This is a genomic window from Acidiphilium sp. JA12-A1, from assembly GCF_000724705.2.
GTDB classification, from domain to species: domain Bacteria; phylum Pseudomonadota; class Alphaproteobacteria; order Acetobacterales; family Acetobacteraceae; genus Acidiphilium; species Acidiphilium multivorum.
In genome coordinates this window covers 1-19603 of sequence record NZ_JFHO01000058.1, presented here as the reverse complement: position 1 = coordinate 19603, position 19603 = coordinate 1, and the positions used below count along the sequence as shown (strand labels likewise).

At 71.2% G+C, this 19603-nt stretch carries 14 protein-coding genes and 1 pseudogene; 9 read left to right on the top strand and 6 right to left on the bottom strand.

Annotated features, from left to right (window positions below; all coding sequences use genetic code 11):
- Window positions 1-14: 14 nt before the first annotated feature.
- Window positions 15-2132, bottom strand: coding sequence for a bifunctional diguanylate cyclase/phosphodiesterase (locus RT91_RS11210; RefSeq protein ID WP_240314270.1), 2118 nt, complete (start codon window positions 2130-2132; stop codon window positions 15-17).
- Between the two features lie 366 nt (window positions 2133-2498).
- Between RT91_RS11210 and RT91_RS11205 the strand changes: the two genes are divergently transcribed.
- The 6 genes from RT91_RS11205 (at window position 2499) to RT91_RS11180 (ending at window position 10400) form a co-directional block, all read left to right on the top strand.
- Window positions 2499-3797 carry an MFS transporter gene (locus tag RT91_RS11205; protein WP_007423676.1) on the top strand — a complete coding sequence of 433 codons (1299 nt, stop codon included), beginning with the start codon at window positions 2499-2501 and terminating at the stop codon, window positions 3795-3797.
- Window positions 3798-4099: 302 nt separating this feature from the next.
- Window positions 4100-5341: an SRPBCC family protein gene (locus tag RT91_RS11200; RefSeq protein ID WP_035187339.1), complete on the top strand. Its 1242-nt coding sequence runs from the start codon at window positions 4100-4102 to the stop codon at window positions 5339-5341.
- Window position 5342: 1 nt separating this feature from the next.
- Complete coding sequence (locus RT91_RS11195; RefSeq protein ID WP_012039792.1) at window positions 5343-6593, top strand: PLP-dependent transferase; 1251 nt, start codon at window positions 5343-5345, stop codon at window positions 6591-6593.
- Window positions 6590-8083 carry an FAD-dependent oxidoreductase gene (locus RT91_RS11190; protein ID WP_051788261.1) on the top strand — a complete coding sequence of 498 codons (1494 nt, stop codon included), beginning with the start codon at window positions 6590-6592 and terminating at the stop codon, window positions 8081-8083. The genes RT91_RS11195 and RT91_RS11190 overlap by 4 nt, the downstream gene beginning before the upstream one ends.
- A complete protein-coding gene (locus tag RT91_RS11185) occupies window positions 8080-9285 on the top strand; it encodes an FAD-binding oxidoreductase (protein ID WP_240314269.1) in 1206 nt (401 codons plus the stop codon). The genes RT91_RS11190 and RT91_RS11185 overlap by 4 nt, the downstream gene beginning before the upstream one ends.
- Window positions 9282-10400, top strand: coding sequence for an FAD-binding oxidoreductase (locus tag RT91_RS11180; RefSeq protein ID WP_035187337.1), 1119 nt, complete (start codon window positions 9282-9284; stop codon window positions 10398-10400). Before RT91_RS11185 ends, RT91_RS11180 begins: the two co-directional genes overlap by 4 nt.
- Before the next feature lie 6 nt (window positions 10401-10406).
- Here the strand turns inward: RT91_RS11180 and RT91_RS11175 are convergent, their stop codons facing one another.
- The 5 genes from RT91_RS11175 to RT91_RS11155 form a co-directional block, all read right to left on the bottom strand.
- Entirely contained in the window at window positions 10407-11369 is a 963-nt protein-coding gene (locus RT91_RS11175; RefSeq protein WP_007423581.1) for a LysR family transcriptional regulator, read from the bottom strand.
- A 69-nt stretch (window positions 11370-11438) separates the two neighbouring features.
- Window positions 11439-13469 carry an ABC transporter ATP-binding protein gene (locus RT91_RS11170; protein ID WP_035187335.1) on the bottom strand — a complete coding sequence of 677 codons (2031 nt, stop codon included), beginning with the start codon at window positions 13467-13469 and terminating at the stop codon, window positions 11439-11441.
- Window positions 13466-14317, bottom strand: a complete 852-nt coding sequence (locus RT91_RS11165; RefSeq protein ID WP_007423452.1) for an ABC transporter permease — start codon at window positions 14315-14317, stop codon at window positions 13466-13468. Before RT91_RS11165 ends, RT91_RS11170 begins: the two co-directional genes overlap by 4 nt.
- Window positions 14314-15279: an ABC transporter permease gene (locus tag RT91_RS11160; protein ID WP_013640534.1), complete on the bottom strand. Its 966-nt coding sequence runs from the start codon at window positions 15277-15279 to the stop codon at window positions 14314-14316. The genes RT91_RS11165 and RT91_RS11160 overlap by 4 nt, the downstream gene beginning before the upstream one ends.
- 3 nt (window positions 15280-15282) lie before the next feature.
- Entirely contained in the window at window positions 15283-16935 is a 1653-nt protein-coding gene (locus RT91_RS11155) for an ABC transporter substrate-binding protein (protein WP_007423450.1), read from the bottom strand.
- A gap of 254 nt (window positions 16936-17189) precedes the next feature.
- On the opposite strand from RT91_RS11155, the gene RT91_RS11150 reads away from it, so the two are divergent.
- The 3 genes and pseudogenes from RT91_RS11150 to RT91_RS11140 form a co-directional block, all read left to right on the top strand.
- Window positions 17190-18314, top strand: coding sequence for an alpha/beta fold hydrolase (locus RT91_RS11150; protein WP_240314268.1), 1125 nt, complete (start codon window positions 17190-17192; stop codon window positions 18312-18314).
- A 146-nt stretch (window positions 18315-18460) separates the two neighbouring features.
- The gene (locus RT91_RS11145; protein ID WP_007424700.1) at window positions 18461-19312 is read left to right on the top strand and encodes a lysophospholipid acyltransferase family protein; all 852 of its coding nucleotides are present in this window, start codon (window positions 18461-18463) and stop codon (window positions 19310-19312) included.
- 71 nt (window positions 19313-19383) lie between these two features.
- A pseudogene (locus RT91_RS11140) lies at window positions 19384-19603 on the top strand (hypothetical protein); the annotation flags it as partial.

Genomic DNA, 19603 nt, shown 5'->3' with positions numbered 1-19603 from the left:
CGGCCAGCCCGCGTTCAGGCGCTCGCCGCCAGGGCGGGCGCGGCGGCCGGATCGAACGGACGATCGGGCACCCGCCCCGTCATCTGCAGCCAGTCCGTCACGCCCGCGGCGGGAATCGGACGGCTGAACAGATACCCCTGAACGCTGCCGACGCCCCGCTCCACCAGGTTGCGGTTCTGTTCCGGCGTCTCGACGCCTTCGGCCGTCACCTGCAGCCCGAGCGCGCGGGCGATCGAGAGGATCGCCTCGATCGTCGCATAGCCGTTGCGCCCGGCGTCGCGCACGAAGGACTGGTCGATCTTGATCACGTCGATCGGCAGGTTGCCGAGGAAGGACAGCGACGAGAAGCCGGTGCCGAAATCGTCGAGCAGGATTCCCACGCCCATCTGCCGCAGCCTGTCGAACAGCGGCGCCGAGCGGTCGGCGTCGTGCAGGAACATCGTCTCGGTGATTTCGATCTTCAGGCGCGATGGCGGCAGCCCGGATACCGCCAGCGCGTGCTCGACGTCATCGAGCAGGCTGCCGACCAGCACATGCGAGACCGAGATGTTGACCGTGACGGCGATCGACGGGTCCGGCCAGCCGGTCGCCGCGCGGCACGCCTCTTCCAGCACCCAGCGGCCGATCCGCTCGATCTGCCCGCTCTGCTCGGCGACCGGGATGAACGTCGCCGGGCTGACCGCGCCGCGCACGGGGTGATTCCAGCGCAGCAGCGCCTCGAACGCCGTGCAGGCGCCCGTCCGCGCGTCGATGATCGGCTGGAACACCAGGCGGAACTGATCCCCCTTGATGGCGTCCCGCAGGCCCTGTTCGAGGTCGTAGCGATCCGCCATGTCATCGGCGAGAACCGGGTCGAAGCGCTTGGCCCGGCTCTTGCCCTCGCGCTTCGCCGCATACATCGCGACATCGGCGGCGCGGATCACGCTGTCGGCGGTATCGCCATTGTCGGGATAGAGCGCCACCCCCACCGAGGCCTCGACCCGGCAGACATCCGCGCCCACCGTGATCGGCGTCTTGATCGCCTCGATCAGCCGCTCGGCATGGCGGAGCGCCTCCTCGCCGCCGCAGTCCGGCAGGGCGACGAGGAACTCGTCGCCGCCCCACCGCGCGACGTCCCCCGTCGCGCCGATCACCCGGGCGACGCGCTCGGCGGTTTGCCGCAGAACCTGGTCCCCCATCTCGTGGCCGCGCAGGTCGTTGATCTGCTTGAAGCTGTCGAGATCGATGAACAGCAGCGCGACCCGGCCGGGCGCCCCCACCGAACCCTCCGCGCGCCCGGCGAGGCGGGCGGTGAAGGTCGGGCGGTTGTAGAGCCCGGTCAGCGGATCGGTCGAGGCGAGCCGTCTCAGGGCCGCCGCGTAGCGCTCGCGCTCGGCCACCTCGTGCGCGAGCTGGGCGGTCCGCTCGCACACCCGGCGCTCCAGGCTCTCGTTGGCGTCCGCGAGGTCGCTCTTCATCGCTTCGAGATGAACCCTCTCCTGCTCGGAGCGCAGCGTCAGCACCTGGTTCGTGCGCATCAGGCGCAAGCCGCGCAGCACCGTCCGCGACGTGGTCCGGGCGAAGAAGAACGACGAGATGTAGCCGACGATGCCGATCACCGCGAATTTCTGCCCGCCCGGCTGATACGCGATCAGGGTCTCCGCAACCCCCGGCAGCAGGACGGCGGTGCAATAGGTCACGATCAGCGGAAAGCTGGCGCTCAGGACGGTGACGCTCCCCCCCGCCATGCCGAAACACACCATGAACGCATACGCCCGCTCGACGACGGCGAGATGCGGAAAGAAGAAGATCGGGAAACTGCCGAGCAGCAGGGCCAGGGTCGACGTGCCGAGCCCGAAGCGGCGGATCATCTTCCGGCCGTCGAAAGGCTTCCGGCGGACCCGGGGAAACAGGATGAAGATGTCGACGGAGCGGATCGCGGAAACGAGGACGATGGCGGCGAACCAGGCCAGCAGGGCGGACCACTCGCCCGGCGCCTGCACGAGGAGGATGAGCAGGAACGACACCGCGACCGTGACGAACACGCTGCCGCCGCCCAACGAATAGAGCAGTTCGGCACGATCCCTCTCGATCAGCTCCTCCAGTTCGGGATCGGCTGTTTCGTCAGGCTCTGATCGCTTGGGCTTACGCATGTGAATTCCCGACAGGGGATCGGCTTGACGATCCGGCGCCATACTCGCGGACCGGCGGACCCCCTTGCGGCGCCCGCCACTCCCTCCCGCGCCTTAAGCACGGCAATTCTTAATGGATCGTTATGAAATCCCGGGGCATATCAGGGATGACCTGCCCGCTGACCGGCCGCTCGAAGCACGTCTCCGGCCGGAACACCCACATCCCGCGTCCTGCCGGATTGCCGTCCGATCGGTGGTAGTTTAACGATAAATCTCAACTTGGGAGAGGTGGGCCTCTTTTGCTATGCCGATGATAGCGCAACCAACGGCCGCCCGGCCGCAAGAGCAAAATTTGATCCCGACGCCACGTCAATACGGAGGAAACCGATGAGTTCAAGCACAGGAGCGGCGGAGGTGGGCATGACCCGCTGGTTCCGCCTCATTCCCATCGCGATGATCGTCTACATCATCTCGTTCATGGACCGCACCAACATCGCCTACGCCTTTTCGGGAATCGGCCACGATTTCCACATCACCAAGGCGGACGAGGGCACCGCGGGCGGCATCTTCTTCGTCGGCTACGTGCTGCTGCAGATTCCCGGCGGCTGGCTGGCCGAACACTGGTCCGCCAAGAAATTCGTCGCCATCATGATCTGCTTCTGGGGGCTGATGGCGCTGGCCTGCGGGCTCGCGCAGAATTTCACCCAGCTCGTGATCTTCAGGTTCCTTCTCGGCGTCGCCGAGGGCGGGATCTGGCCGGCCACGCTGGTGCTGCTGTCGCACTGGTTCCCCGTGCAGGAGCGCGCCCGCGCCTACGGCTTCTGGATCGCCAACCTGGCGATCTCGTCGATCATCACCCAGCCGCTGTCGGGCTTCATCGTCGCCGGCTCGGACTGGCGCACGCTCTTCTTCGTCGAAGGCGCGCTGCCCTTCATCATCGCGCTGCCGCTCTGGCTGATCTTCATCAAGGACCGGCCCGAAGATGCCCATTGGTGCCTGCCCGCCGAGCGCGACTACATCAACCGCTCGCTCGCCCAGGACCGCGCCAACGAACCCGAGCCGGGACCGTTCAGCGACATCTTCAAGTCCGCGACTGTGTGGCGCCTCGTGGTGGTCTATTTCCTCGTGCAGGTCGGCTTCTACGGGCTGAACATGTGGATGCCCACCCTGCTCAAGTCCCTCACCCATGCGGGCTTCGGCGCGGTCGGCCTGATCGCGACGCTGCCCTACGTGGTCGCGGGGCTGATGCTCTGGTTCAACGGCTGGTGGGCGGACACCAACCGCCGCTACTCCCGCCACGTCTTCCTGCCCATGACGCTGGCGGCCGTCAGCCTCATCCTGTCGGTGACGGTCGGCGAGGGCATGATCCTGCTGTCCATCTTCTTCCTCTGCCTCGCGATGGGCGGCGCGATGTCCTATGACGGCCCGTTCTGGGCGGCCGCCTCGCGCACGCTGCCCGTCGCCCTGGTCGGCGGCGCCATGGGGCTGATCAACGCGCTCGGCAATCTCGGCGGCTATCTCGGGCCGTTCCTGGGCGGCTATCTCCAGGACAAGACGCACAATTTCTACGCCACGGCGATCCTCTTCGCCATCTCGCTGTTCGCCGCCGGCCTCGTGATGCTGACGATCAGGGTCCGCGAAACGGCCCCGACCGTGCACGGCCCCGCGGTCAGCCCCGCCGAATGAGCCAGTGTCCCGGACACTGGAAAACGATAAGAACAATAGTCTAGCACCAAGCTGACGAAGGCACCGGCCGGTTCCACCCGCGCCGGTGCCACCTCGTCCATCCCCGAACGCCCCTGAACGCGGTCCATCGACACGGCGGACGAACGCCGGACATGACGCGGCGTTCGCCGCCATCGGCCGCACCCTTCCGGATCACCCTGGCCGCCGGGGGCCAGCGCGCCGGCTCATAGGCTTATGCACAAATGCGATTTGCCGCCGCCCCGGCGTGCTGACTAACGTCCGGTGTCCACTGGAGGTCACCGATGCCGGATACGCCCCTGCGCAACCGCCTCTCCGCGCTTCTCGCCCAGCGTCCGCCCCGGCACACGCTGCCGCAGGCCTTCTACACCGATCCCGAGATCTTCGAGTTCGACCTGCGCGAGATCTACGGCCGCAGCTGGCTGCTCATCGGGCTGGAAACCGAGATCCCCGACCCCGGCAGCTATCTCGCGATGACCATCGGCCGCTCGCCGATCCTCCTGCTCCGCGGACAGGACGGCGTGCTGCGCGGCTTCTTCAACACCTGCCGCCATCGCGGCGCGCAGATCCTGGCCGATGGCTGCGGCCACGCGCAGCGCCTGCTCTGCCCCTATCACCAGTGGATGTATGACGACACCGGCGCCCTGCGCGGCGCCGGCCGCATGCCGCGCGAGTTCGACAAGTCCGCCCACGGTCTGAACCCGATCCATGTCCGCACCGTCGCCGGCACCGTCTATGTCTGCCTCGCCGCCGAGCCGCCCGAATTCGACGCCTTCCACGACCATCTCGCGCCGATGCTCGCCGGCCACGATCTCGGCAACGCCAAGCTCGCCGCCGAATGCACGCTGTTCGAGCGCGGCAACTGGAAGCTGGTGATGGAGAACGCGCGCGAGTGCTATCACTGCGGCGCCGGCCATCCCGAGCTCGCCCGCTCCTTCCCGACCGACGTGCGCGGCAATTTCAGCACCGCCGGCATGGTCGACCTGCCCGGCTTCATCGCGCGGATGGAGGCGCTCGGCCTGCCTTCCGCCGCGGTGCAGGGCGAATGGTGGCAGGCCTCGCGCTTCCCGCTGCGCGACGGCAACGTGTCGATGACGATGGATGGCACGCCCTGCGTCGCCAAGCCGCTCTGCCACGTCAACGGCGGCGATGTCGGCTCGCTGCGCTGGGCGCTGGAGCCGCACTGCTTCGCCCATGCGGTGGGCGATTTCCTCATCATCTTCTCCGCCCTGCCGCTCGCGCCGCAGGAAACCCTGGTCGTCGCCAAGTGGTATGTCCACAAGGATGCCGAGGAAGGCGTCGACTACACGCGGGACGGGCTGATGCATGTCTGGAACGAGACCAACCTGCAGGACCGCGCGCTGGTCGAGCTGAACCAGCGCGGCGTCAACTCGCTCGGCTACGTGCCCGGCCCCTACAGCGAGGCGTCGGAGAGTCTCGCCATCGGCTTTACCGACTGGTACGTGAACAGCGTGGCCCGCCGCATCGGCGCGGCGGCGCCGGCCCAGAAGCTGGTCGACGCCTGACGTGGCGGGGCGGCGCGTCGAGACCATCGCGGTCGGCCACGGCTACGATCCGGCGAGGCATAACGGGGCGGCGAAACCGCCCGTCTACATGAGCTCCACCTTCGTCTATCGCGACGCCGCGCACGCCCGCTCGGCGCATGAGGGCTACGCCGCCGGCCGCGCCCCCGACTCGGGCGACGCCGAGGGCTACATCTACGCCCGGCTCGACCACCCGAACCTGCAGATGCTGCAGGCGCGCATGGCGGCGCTGGACGGCGCGGAAGCCTGTGCGGCGTTCGGTTCCGGCATGGCGGCGGTGGCCACCGCGCTGCTCTCGCTGGTCCGCCCGGGCGACTCAGTGCTGCACACGAGCCCCCTCTATGGCGGGACCGACGGGCTGCTGACCGGCGTGATGGCGCCCGAACTCGGCGTCCGCCCCGTCGCCATCGCCGACGCGCTGGACGAGGGGTCGGTGCGCGAGGCCGCGGCCGGGGCGCTGGCGCACGGCCCGCTCGCCGCGGTCTGGATCGAGACGCCCTCCAACCCGCTCGCCGGCCTGGCCGACATCGCGCTGATCGCCCGCGTCGCGCGCGAGGCCGCCGCCGGCCAGGCCCGGCCGCCCGTCGTCATCGTCGACAACACCTTCCTCGGCCCCACCCTGCAGGCGCCGCTCCGCCACGGCGCCGATCTGTGCATGACCTCGCTGACCAAATATGCCGGCGGCCATAGCGACCTGCTGGGCGGCGCCATCTCCGGGGCGACGGCGCTGGTCGAGCCGCTGCGCAAGCGGCGCACGCTGATGGGCACCCATCTCGACCCGCATGGCAGCTGGCTGCTGCTGCGCTCGATCGAGACGATGGGCCTGCGCGTCGAGCGGGCGGGGCAGAACGCCGCCACCGTGGCGCGCTTCCTCGCCGCGCATCCCAAGGTCTCGCGCGTCACCTGGGCCGGCTTCGCCGATCCGGCGAGCCCGGCCGGCGCGCTGCTGCGCCGCCAGTGCGACGGCGCCGGCCCCACCTTCGCCTTCGATGTCGCGGGCGGCGAGGCGTCCTGCTTCCGCCTGCTCGACGCGCTCCGGGTGTTCCGCCTCGCGGTCAGCCTCGGCGGCACCGAATCGCTGATCTGCCACCCGGCGACGACGACGCATTTCTCCGTCCCGCCCGAACGCCGCGCCGCCGCCGGCGTCACCGACGGCACCATCCGCATCTCGGTCGGCATCGAGCACGAGGCCGACCTCATCGAAGACCTCGCCCAGGCGCTGGAAAAGGCATGAGCATGGACACGACGCTGCCGCCGCACGGCATGGCCGATCCGAAATCCGCTTCGGGCAAATTCCCCGCCCCCGAACAGATGGTCGACGTGCTGGTGGTCGGCGCCGGCCCGGCGGGCCTCGCCGCGGCGCGGGAGGCGGCGCGCTCCGGCGCCTCGGTCCTGCTGGTGGACGAGCATCCGGTGCCGGTCGGCCTCGCCGGGCTCGACGTGCCCTATCTCTTCGGCGGCCGCGCCGGCGCCGCCCTCGCCAACCCGGCGCGCATGGTCGAGCGGGTCGCCGCCGCCACCCCCGGCCTCGTCGAAGCGTATGACGCCGGCGTCGAGGTGCTGCTCGGCGTCTCCGCCTGGGGCGCCTGGGTCGAGCGGCCGGGCCTCGCCGTGCTGCCCTGCAGCCTGGCGGGGCTCTCGGACGGCAGCCGCTCGTGGATGTGCGGCTTCCGCCGCCTCGTCGTCGCCGCCGGCGCGCGCGACCTCGTGCTGTCCTTCCGCGATGCCGACCAGCCGGGTGTGATGGGCGCGCGGGGCCTGGCCGCGCTGCTGACCCGCTACGACGCGTTCGAGGGCCGCGAGACCGTCATCCTCGGCACCGGCCGCCTCGCGCTGGACACCGCGCTGCTCGCCCTCGATCGCGGCATCGCCGTGCCGGCGCTGGTCGAGGCCGCTGCCGCACCCGTCGGCCCGGCGCCGCTGGTCGAGGCCGTGCGTTCGCGCGGCGTCGAGATCCTCTGCGGCCATGTCCCGCTGGCGGCGGTGGCCTCGCCCGCCGGCGTCGCCGGGCTCGACGTCGTCCCCGTGGCCGGCGGCCCGGCCCGGCGCCTCGACTGCGACACGGTCTGCCTCGCCATCGGCCTCGTGCCGGCGGTCGAACTGCTCGACGTCGCCGGCGCCCGCCTCGTCATGGACGCGGCGCGCGGCGGCTACGTCCCGGTGCTGGACGATGCCGGGCGAAGCACCGCGCCCGGCGTCGTCGCGGTGGGCGACTGCGCCGGCATCGCCGACGATCCGGGGCTCGACTACCGGATGGGCTGGATGCGCGCGCTGCTCGCCACCGGCGGCGCCGACGCGCCCGCCTGCCTGTGCGAGGAGGTGACGCGGGCCGATGTCTTCGCCCTCAACCCGCCGCGCTATCTCGGCCCGCCGCCCCCGGCGATGGCGGCGCGCGACTATGCCGCGCTGCTGCGCGACGGCCCGCCGGACCACGACCAGATGAAGCGCCTCACCCGCGTCTCGATGGGCCCCTGCCAGGCCCGCCGCTGCCGCGAGCAGGTGGCGCTGCTGATGGCGATCGGCGCCGGCCTGCCCGCCGCGTCCATCGGCCTCGCCGGCTACCGCGCCCCGGTCCGCCCGCTGCCGCTTTCCGCCCTCGCCGGCGGCGGCGACGACGAGGCGGGGTGGGACGTATGGTTCGGCATCCTCAGCCAGTGGGTGCCCTACGCCGCCATCGGCACCGAGCGCGAGGACGCCTGGCGCGCCGGGAGCATGCACCTGTGAGCGCCGTGGCGAAGGGCGCCCCTGTGAGCGCCGTGGCGAAGGGCGCCTCGGTCGTCGTCGTCGGCGCCGGCGTCACCGGCCTGTCGGCGGCGTTCTGGCTGGCGCGCGACGGCGTCGACGTGCTCGTGCTCGACAAGGGCGTGGTCGGCTACGAGGCCTCCAGCCGCAACGGCGGCGGCTGCACCCACTACCAGAGCCCGCTCTTCCACGAGGAGCAGCGCCTCTGGCCGCGGATGGACGAGCTGCTCGGCTACCCCACCGAATGGCGCGGCGAGCGGATCGTCATCGCGGTGACCGAGGCGCAGCTCGCCCGCTACCACCGCATCCAGGGCATCGTCGGCGAGCTCGGCTACCGGGTCGACCTGCTCGACCCGCGACAGGTGCGCGACGCCGTGCCGCTCGCCGGCGCCAATCTCGGCGGCGTGCACATCCGCACCGGCGGCCAGGCCAACCCGCAACGCACCGTGCAGGCCTATGCCTGGGCGGCGCAGGACCATGGCGCCCGCATCCTCCAGCACACCCCCGCCCTCGGCATCGCGATGGCCGGCGGTCGCGCCGTCGGCGTCCGCACGGCGGCGGGCGTGATCGGCTGCGACCAGCTGGTGATCGCCGCCGGCCCGCAATCCGACCGCCTCGCCCGCGACGCCGGGCTCGACCTGCCGCTCGCCCCGGCCCGCGCCGAGATGATCGTCACCGAGGCGCTGCCGCCGATGCCGCTCGGCGGCGTCGACGGCAACGGGCTCTACGGGCGGCAGACCCTGCGCGGCAACCTCGCCTATGGCGGAGGCTGGCACGAATGGCTCGACGCCGTGCCGGCGGACAATCCGCTTCCCCGCCCCTCGACGCCGACGATCCGCCCTCTCGCCCGCCGCCTCGCCGAGCTCTTCCCGAAGGCGGCGCACGCGCGGGTCATCCGTTCCTGGGCCGGCATCGTCGAGAACACGCCCGATGGCCGGCCCGTGCTCGACCGCCCGGCCGATCCCGGCAACGTGACGGTGGCGACGATGTCGAGCGTCGGCTTCGGCCTCTCGCCCGCCACCGGCCGCGCCCTGCGCGACATCGTGGTGGAGGGGCGCTGCACCTTCGCCGATCTCGGCAAGCTCTCCCTCGCCCGCTTCCGCGACCTCGACCCCGACTGGCGGCGCCGTCAGGGTTGGTTCACCCCGGCCGCCGCCCCGGCGCGCGAGGAGATGCCGGCATGAGCGCGCCGCGCGTGCTGGTGGTCGGCGGCGGCATCGCCGGCCTCTCCGCCGCCTGGGGGCTGAGCCGGCGCGGCTTCGCGGTCGAGCTGTTCGAGCAGGGCCCGCTGCCCAACCCCCGCGCCTCCTCGCATGACGAGCACCGCATCATCCGCCACGCCTATGGCGAGCTGGAGGGCTACGCCCACATGATGCCCGCCGCCTTCCGCCTGTGGGAGGCGCTCTGGGCGGAAACCGGCGCGCGCCATTACGACGACCTGCCGGTGATCTACTTCATGCGCGGCGAAACCCCCTGGCACGAGCCCACCCGCCGCTCGCTCGACCGTCTCGGCATCGCCCACGCGGACATCCCGCTGGCCGAGATCCCCACCCGCTTCCCGATGATCGAGCCCGCCGGCCTCACCCGCGTGATGCGGACGGCGGGCGGCGGCATCCTCTACCCCGTCCGCATCCTGACCGATCTCGTGAAGCTGCTCGGCCGGCGCGGCGTCGCGCTGCACGCCAACACCAGGGTCGAGGCGATCGACGCCGAGGCCGGCACGCTCCGCACCGCCGCCGGCACGGTGCGCGGCGACGCCGTCATCGTCGCCGCCGGCGCCTGGGCGACGCGGCTGGTCCCCTCGCTCGCGGATGCGGCGGTGCCCTCGCGCCAGGCGGTGATGTTCCTCGCCCCGCCGCCCGAGCTCGAAGCCGCCTGGGCCGCCGCCCCGGTGATGATCGATCTCGGCGAGGAAAGCGGCACCTACACCCTGCCGCCGCGCGCCGGCACCCGGCTGAAAATCGGCGATCACCGCTTCACCCGCGCCGGCGACCCCGATGGCGACCGCGCCGGCACCGACGAGGACGTCGCCCGCCTGCTCGACGCCGCGTCCCGCGCCTGGCGCGGCTTCGATCGCTACACCGTGCTGGAGCGCAAGGCCTGCTTCTATACGGTGACCGAGGACGAGCGCTTCATCCTCCGCCGCGAGGGCGCGCGCGCCTGGCTGTGCAGCGCCTGCTCCGGCCACGGCTTCAAGCTCGGCGTGCTGATGGGCGACGCGGTGGCCGGCGCCGTCGCCGGCGAGCGCGACGCGGCGTCCCTCACCCGCTGGGCCGCCGGGCTCGACATCCCGGACTGAGTCACCCTACGGCGCGGCCGCCGCCCGCAGCAGCGGCGGCGGCTCCGGCCGCGCGCAATGCTCGATCATCCAGGTGCGGAACAGCGCGAGGATCGGGTCCGCCATGTCCTCCGGCCGCATCGTCAGGAAATAGCCGTAGCCCTCCTCCGCCGGCTCCGGATACGGCACCACGAGCCGCCCCGCGGCGATCTCCTGCGCGAACAGCACGAGGTCGATCAGCGCCACCCCGCCGCCCGTCATCGCATAGCCGGTGGCCGCGCTCGCGGTCTCGAAGGCGAGGCCGCGATCGGTGTCCACCTCCAGCCCGCGCTGGCGGATGTAGCTCGCCCACATCAGCCCCCGCGCCTGGCCCTGGAGCTTCACGTGCAGCAGCTCGGTGTCGCGCAGGAACCGCTCCAGCGTCTTGCCCTCGTGCTCGCGGGCGATCTCCGGCGCGCAGGCCGGGGCGACATGGATCATCCACAGCAGGTCGGTGACCGACTGCCCCGCCTGCGGCCGGTCGTACACCACGGCGATGTCCGGCTCCTCCCGCGGCCAGCCGGTCACGTAGGAGGAGGCGACGTCGATGATGATGTCGGGATATTCCCGGCGGAACGATTTCAGCGCCGGCAGCCCCACCTGCTGGAGGAAGCTCGGCGGCATGTGCACGCGCAGCGTGCGCAGGTGGCGGTCGCGGCCGCGGTTGCGGATGATCTCGTTCATCTCGCGCTCGATGCCGTCGAAGCCGCGGCTGATCGCCGGCAGCAGCCGCCGCCCGGCCTCGGTGGTCTCCAGCCCGTGCGGATGGCGGATCAGCAGCGGGCAGCCGAGCAGCGCCTCCAGCGTCTGCACGTGCCGGCTGAGCGCCGATTGCGAGACGTTGAGCGCATGGCCGCCGGCGGTGAAGCTGGAATGCCGGCCGACCGCCTCGAAGGCGCGCAGGGCGTTGAGCGGCAGCCAGCGTCGGTTGATCGGCGATTTGTCTGTCATGCCACGACCATGCGGATCGTCAGGTTGCCTCTCTAACGAATCGCGCGCAAGGGGTGCCACGCCCGGCCGCTACGCCCCGCGCCGCCCCAGCGCGTCGCGCGGGATGTGGCAGCGGATCGCGTGATCGCCGATCGTCTCCAGCGCCGGCTCCGTCGTCTCGCACACCGCGCCGAGCTTGCGCGGGCAGCGGGTGTGGAACGCGCAGCCCCGCGGCGGGTTGAGCGGGCTCGGGATCTCGCCCGCGAGCCGGATCCGCCCGCTGCGCCCGCCCGGGGTGGCCACCGCCGAGAGCAGCGCCTCGGTATAGGGGTGGTGCGGGCCGGAAAACACCGCCTCCGCCGGGCCGAGTTCCATGATCCGCCCGAGATAGAGCACCGCGATCCGGTCGGAGATGTAACGGACCACGCCGAGATCGTGCGAGATGAAGATGTAGCTCACCTGCCGCTCGCGCTGCAGGTCGGCGAGCAGGTTGAGGATCGCCGCCTGCACCGAGACGTCGAGGGCCGAGGTCGGCTCGTCGCAGATGATCACGCGCGGCTCGCCGGCAAAGGCGCGGGCGATGGCGACGCGCTGCTTCAGCCCGCCCGAAAGCTGGCGCGGCCGCATCGCGAGATGCCGCTCGGTCAGCCGCACCGCCGCCACCAGCTCGGCGAGCCGCGCCTCGGCCTGCCCCGGCGCCAGCCCCGCCAGCCGCCGCAGCGCCCGGCCGATCAGGTGGCGCACGCTGTGCGCGCGGTTCAGCGCCGAATCCGGGTTCTGGAAGACGATCTGCACCGCCTTGCGCTGGGCATCGCTCCGCCCCGCCGCCTCCGGCGCGGCAATCTCCCCGGCAAGCTCCACCCGGCTCGCCGCATCCGGGCGGACGAGGCCGAGCAGCAGCCGCGCCAGCGTCGTCTTGCCGCTGCCGCTCTCGCCGACGATGCCGAGCGTCTCCCCCCGCCCGAGCGTGAGCGACACCTCGCCGAGCGCGCGCAGCGCCCGCCCGCCGATCGCGAAGGTCTTGGAAAGATTCTCCGCCCGCAGCACGGTCTCCGCCGGGGCGGCCTCCGGCGGCGCCAGTGCGGCGGCGGGCGCGTCCGCCAGCGTGCCCGCGCGTTGCCAGTGATGGCAGCGCGTCGTCTGCTCCCCCTCGCGGTGCGGCGGCGGCGGGCGGGTCCGGCAGGTCTGATCGGCCAGGTCGCAGCGCGGCGCGAACACGCAGCCGGGAACCATCGCCCCCGGCGGCGGCAGGAAGCCGGGAATCGTGTCGAGCCGCGACGTCACCTTGTTCCGCCCCGGCGCCGGCAGGCAGCGCAGCAGCCGGATCGTGTAGGGATGCAGCGGCCGCTCCAGCAGCCGCGCGGCACCGCCCTGCTCCACCAGGCTGCCGGCATAGAGCACGCCGATCCGGTCGCACATCTGCTCGATCACGCCGAGATTGTGGCTGATGAACAGCACCGAGGTGCCGTGCACCGCCCGCAGCGTGGCGATCAGGTCGAGCACCTCGGCCTCGACCGTGGCGTCGAGCGCCGTGGTCGGCTCGTCGAGCACCAGCAGCGCCGGGTCCTTCGCCAGCGCCATGGCGATCACCACCCGCTGCAGCATCCCGCCCGAGAGCTCGTGCGGATAGGCGGCGAGCACCCGCCCCGGCGCTGCGATCCGCACCTGGTCGAGCGCCTCGCGCGAGCGCGCCCCGGCCGCCGCCCCGGTAATGCCGAGCAGCTCGAACGCCTCGCGCAGCTGCACCCCGATGGTCAGCGCCGGGTTCAGCGCGCGGCTCGCGTCCTGATACACCATCGACACCCGGCGCGCCCTGAGCCGCCGCAGCGCTCCGGCGTCGAGGCGGGCGAGATCCTCGCCGCCGATGCGGATGCTGCCGGCCCGCACCCGCCCGTTGCGCGGCAGCGCGCCGAGGGCGGCCAGCGCCGCGGTCGACTTGCCGCACCCCGATTCGCCGACCAGGCCGAACGACTCCCCCGGCGCGATCGAGAACGACACGCCGCGCAGCACCGCGAGTTCCTGCCCCCGCGTGCGATAGGCGACCTCGAGCCCCTCCACCGCCAGGGCCGGGGTCGCCGCGGTGGCGCCGTCCCGCTCCGTGCCGGCCAGCACCGCGCTCATTCCAGCGCCGCCTGCACGCCGTCGGCGACGAGGTTCACGCCGACCACGAGCGAGGCGATGGCGATGGCGTCGAACACCACGGTCCACCAGTAGCCGCCGGTGATCATGGCGTAGTTCTGCGATATCGCCAGCCCCCAGTCGGCCGAGGGCGGCTGGATGCCGAAGCCGAGAAAGCTGAGCGAGGCGACGGTGAAGATCGCGTAGCCGAGCCGCACCGTGGCCTCCACCAGGATCGGCGGCATCACGTTGGGCAGGATCTCGACGAACATGATGTGCGCCGCCCCCTCCCCGCGCAGCTCGGCGGCGGCGACGTAGTCGAGCTCGCGCTCCGCGATCACCGCGGCGCGCACCGTGCGCGAGATCAGCGGCGCGAAGATCAGCCCGATGACGATCACCACCGTCGGCGTCGACGGGCCGAGCGCGACGAGCGCCAGCAGGGCGACGATGATCAGCGGCAGCGCCAGCAGCACCTCGATCAGCCGGCTCAGCACGGTGTCGATCAGCCCGCCGAAATAGCCGGTGACCAGCCCGATCGAGGTGCCGAGCACGGTGCCGAGCAGCGTGGCCAGCGGTGCCACCGAAAGGATCGAGCGCGAGCCGACGATGACGCGCGAGAAGATGTCGCGGCCGAGCTGGTCGGTGCCGAACGGATGCGCGAGGCTCGGCGGCGCCAGCGTGTGCATCAGGCTGTCGTGATAGGGGTTCCAGGGCACGATCCACGGGCCGAACAGCGCGCAGATGGTCCAGAACAGCACGATGCCGATGCCCGCCCGCGCGCTGCCCGAGCCGAGGATCAGCCGCGCCCGCCCGGCGGCCGCTTCCGGCATCGCCGCCCCGGCGCCGCTCATTTCGCCGCCCCGCGATGCAGCCGCGGATTGAGCATGATCAGCAGCATGTCGGCGGCGACGGTGACCAGCACATACACCGCGCCGATGACGAGAATCCCCGCCTCCAGCATCGGGAAATCCTTGTTCCGCGCGGCGGTCAGGATCAGGCTGCCGATGCCCTGGTAGCGGAACAGCGTCTCCACGATCACCAGCCCGCCGACGAGATAGCCGACCTGGGTGGCCACCACGGTGATCGTCGGCGGCAGCGCGTTGCGCAGCACGTGCCGCACGATCACGGTCCGCCTTGGCAGGCCCTTCAGCGTCGCCGTGCGCGCGTAATCGGATTCCAGCGCCTCGATCGTCCCCGCCCTGGCCATCCGCGCGATGTAGCCGAACAGCACGAACACCAGCGGCAGCGCCGGCAGGATCAGGTGATGGATCTGCCCCAGCGCCCCGGCATGGCGCGGCGCCGTCGCGGTCACCGGCAGCGCCCGCAGCCAGATGCCGAGGATCAGGATCAGCACGATCGAGGAGACGAATTCCGGAATCACCGTCATCGACAGGCCGGTGAGGCTGATCGCCCGGTCGATCCGCGAGCGCGCGTGGATCGCCGCATACACCCCGGCGCCGATCGACAGCGGCACGACGATGACGAAGGCGATGGCCGCGAGCTTCAGCGAGTTGAGCAGCGCCGGCACCACGAAGCTCGCCACCGGCCGGCGGAACGCGTAGGACTCGCCCATGTTCCCGGCGGCGAACCGGCTGATCCAGTGCCAGTACTGCACCGGCACCGGCAGGTTGGTGCCGAGCTGGCGGTCGAGGGCGGCGACCGCGACGGGGCTCGCCAGCGGCCCGAGGATCGCCCGGCCGACATTGCCGGGCAGCAGCTGCGCCCCGGCGAAGACGACCATGCTCAGCAGCAGCAGCGTCACGAGGCCGAGCATCAGCCGCCCCGCGAGCAGGCCGAGCAGCCGCCGCGCCATGCCCTACGCCACCGTGGCGTGCTGCAGGAACACCTGCGACATCCCGGTCACCACCACCCCGCTGACGGTCTTTTTCGTGGCCGCGAGGTAGTTGTAGAAATACGCGAAGATGATCGGCGTCTCGTCGAGCAGCAGCCGCTCGATCCGCCCGGAATATTCGCGCTGGCGCGTGAGGTCGACGGTGGCGATGTAATCGGCCACCAGCTTGTCGTAGGTCTTGTTGTTGAAATGCGCGGCGTTCCACGAACCGCCCGATTCCAGCGGCGCGGTGAGAAACACGTTGGGCACGCCGCGATGGCCGTAATCGGTGATTCCCATGGTGGAATCGAGCCAGTCCGAATTGCCGAACGTTGCCTTTCCGTAATAGGCGGCGCTGGTCTCGATCTTGAGGTTGATCTTCAGCCCGATCTCCGCCGCGGCGTTCTGGATCAGCACGGCATAGTCGGGGATTTCCTGCACCTGCTCGGTGGTCAGCGTCACCTCGGCGCCATGCGCGAGCCCGGCCTCCGCCATCAGGTGCTTCGCCCGCGCGATCTGCCGATGCCGCTGCGGCACGCTCGTGTTGGTCGAGGGATAGATCGGCGCGAACGGGCTGTCATTGCCGAGGTCGGAAAGCCCGCCGAACAGCGCGTGCACGATGCCCGGCCGGTTCAGCGTCAGCGCCACCGCCTGGCGCACCCGCTTGTCGGTGAAGGGCGGCTTGTCGCAGCGCATGTGCACCTCGCGATGGTTCGAGGAGCGGATGTTGAGGATCTTCACCGAAGGGTCGTGCAGCAGCCCCTGCGCGCCCTGCACCACGATCTGCTGGATCACGTCGACCTGCCCGCCCTGCAGCGCCAGCACCTGCGATTGCTGGTTGCTGTAGAAGCCGAACTCGGTCCGCGCCGGCATCACCTTGCCGCCCCACCAGGCGGGGTTGCGCACGAAGCTCGCGCCGCGCCCCGGCGTGTAGGCGTCGAGCCGGAACGGCCCGGTGCCATCGAAGGTCTTCTCGTAATCCGCGGCGACCGATCCCTTCGGCAGGATGATCGCGTTGTAATTGTCCGAGGAGACGAGATAGGCGAAATTCCCGTTCGGCGCTTCGAGATGGAACGCGACGGTATGATCGTCGACCTTCACCACCCCCTCCGGCTTCAGCACGCCCTTGAAGGTGGAAAGCGCGTTGGAGCCGTTCTTCGGGTCGGCGAGGCGGGCGAGCGAATAGACCACGTCATCCGCCGTCATCGTGCCGCCGCTGTGGAATTTCACCCCCTTGCGCAGCGTGAAGGTCCACACCCTGCCATCCCGGCTCGACTTCCACGACGTCGCCAGCATCGGCTCCAGCCGCAGCGTCTTCGGATTGTCGAACAGCAGGAATTCGCCCGCCTGCTGCAACATGCACAGGCTGCCGGTATCCCCGGCGACGACGGGGTTGATCGCGGTCGACGGCGCGGTGATCGAGACGCGGATGGTCGCACCCTCCCCGCCCGCGGCCAGCGCCCGCCCCGGCGCCTCGCCGATCATGCCGCCGAGCAGGGCGGCGGAAATCCCGTAGGCGCTGCCATGCCGCAGCAGCCCCCGGCGGTCGATCCGCCCGGCCAGGAACTCGTCGATCACGTGATTTTGCAGCTCGTCGAGCCCTGAACGCGCCTGCTGGTTCGGCAGTCTGAACTTCATGTCCCCGTTCTCCGTTCCGTTATCCCGCGCGGCGCGCCGCCGCGCGAGGCGCGAAAAACCCTGCCCGCGCCGTTGTTTTTTTCAAATCTCCCTGTCATCGGGCAGTCTGGCGTGAAATATAGTCAAGTTCAATTGATTTTTTGTCATAGGGTCGGCTCTCCCCGACCGTCCGCACTATCGCCGGTTCCGCCGTGACTACCGAGCGTTTATTCCATTACAGTTTCGTTTCAGAAAATCATCCCGCGAAAACACCGATGAGCTTGACGCCCCGCCGCACCCCGCCCACCGTCCCTCGCCGCGGCCCGCGCCGGCCGGTCATGCCCGCGCCCGCCGCCCTGCCGACGAGGATCGTCCCCGCCATGATCCGCCGCACCGCCGCCTGCCTGCGCCTGATCGCCGCCCTCGCCCTTTCCGCCGGCCTCGCCGCCTGCGCGGCGCGCGCGCCCACGCCATCCGCCGCCGCCCGCGCCCGGATCGTCACCGACGGATATTTCCGCATCGCCGCCTCGCCCGCGCCGCGGGAGACCATCGGCCTGCCCTATCGCGACTGGCTGCCGCCCGGCCGGCCGCGCGCCGTCGTCCTCGCCCTGCACGGCTTCGAGGACAGCCGCAACGCCTGGTCCACACTCGGCCCCGTGCTCGCCGCGCATGGCATCGCGGTCTACGCCCCCGACCAGCGCGGCTTCGGCGCCGCGCCCGGGCGCGGGCGCTGGCCCGGCACCGCCGCCCTGGTCTCCGACGCGCGGCAGATGGCCGCCATCCTCCACCGCCGCGACCCCTTCATTCCCCTGACGCTGATGGGCGAGAGCATGGGCGGCGCCGTCGCGATCATCGTCGCCGCCGCCGGCGATCCCGCCATTTCATCCTATGTCGCGATCGCCCCCGCCGTCTGGGGCGCCGCGACGTTTACGCTGCCGCTGCACTGGGTGGTGGCCGCCGCCGGCACGCTCGCCCCCCGCCTGCGCCTGACCGGCCGGAGCCTGCACCTGCGCCTCAGCGACAATCTCGCCGCCCTCCGCGCGCTCGCCGCCGACCCGCTGACCCTCCACGCCGCCCCGCTCGGCATGCTCGCCGGCATGGTGCGGATGATGGGCGCGGCCCAGCGCGACTGCGCCCGCCTCGCCGCGCCCCGCGTCCTGCTGATGTATGGCGGGCATGACGATGTCATCCCGCCGCACGCCACCGCCGCCTGCTGGCGCGCCATTCCGCGCGGCGCCCGCGCGACCCTCGCCTGGTATCCCGCCGACGATCACCTGATGCTGCTCGACCATGAACGCCGCACCCCAATCGGCGACATCCTGTCCTTCCTCCGCCACAAGCGCCGCCCGCTCCCCTCCGCCGCCGCGACCGACGCGATGATCTTCCTCGCCGAGCACTGACGCGCCGGCCCGCTTGCGCCGCCGATCATCGTTGCGATGCGGGCCTGAAAGACATATGCTGTCAGAAAACGCGACAGCGCGTCATCGAACCGTCACATATCTCCAGTCGTCACATATCTCCAGTCAAGGCAGCACGAAACACGCTCATGGCTTCGCCGAGGTTCCTGCCCCGCAGCGCGCTGAGCTACGCGTCGGCGGAGATGTCGCTCGCCCGCCGCCTGTTCCTGCTGTCGCTGGAGGCGATGTGCGGCATCTCGCGCGCCAATCGCTGCTATGCCGCCTGGCAGTCGCTGCTGGCCGGAGCGGAAGCGCGGCCGATGAACCGCCTGCTCGAACTTCTCGACATCGCGCTGAACGTGCAGGCGCCGCGCTGGCCGGTCGAGCACCCGCCCGGCCGCCGCCTGGTCATGATCGCGAACCACCCGTTCGGCATCGCCGACGGCATCGCCATCCTCGCCCTCGCCGAGCAGCTCGACCGTCCGGTCCGCATCCTCATCAACAACGACCTGCTGCGCGTCCCCGAGATGGCGCGCTACGCATTGCCGATCGACTTTTCCGAAACGAAGGAGGCGCTGCGCCGGAATCTCGAAAGCCGCAAGGAGGCGCTCGCCTGCCTCGATCGCGGCGAGACGGTGGCGGTCTTCCCGAGCGGCGGCATCGCGACGGCGCGCAACCCGTTCGGCCGCGCCGAGGACCTGCCCTGGAAACTGTTCACCGCGAAGCTGATCCATCTCGCCCGGGCGGATGTGCTGCCGGTCCATTTCCCCGGCCAGAACAGCCCGCTGTTCCACGCGGCGAGCCGGGTGAGCATGTTCCTCCGCCTCTCGCTGATCGTGCCCGAGGCGGTGCGCCGCATCGGCCTTCCGCTCAAGGTGCGGATCGGCGAGGTGATCCCCTACGAGCGCCTCGCCGCCATCACCGACCGCCACGCGCTCACCGCCCTGCTCCAGCTTCACGTCCTCGCCCTCGCCCCGGAACAGGCGCGGCGACTCCGTTAGATTTTCTCACGCCACCGCGGCGGCGAAAAAGCGATTGCCCACCCCCGCCCCTCCATGGTCTTTTGCGCCGCATGAACCTGGCCGCCCGCTTCGCCGCGATCCTCCACGCCCTCTGCGCCGCCGTCGCCAGGCGCGGCGCTAACGGGGCGTTCGTGCGCGAAACGTCGCGGCCCGGCTCGGCCTTCACCGATCCGCACGCCCTGACCGTCCTGCTCTGGTCCCGCCTGCAACGCGCCGTCGCCCGCTTCGCCCGCCTCGCCGCCGGCGCACCGCCGCCGCGCCCGCGCAAAA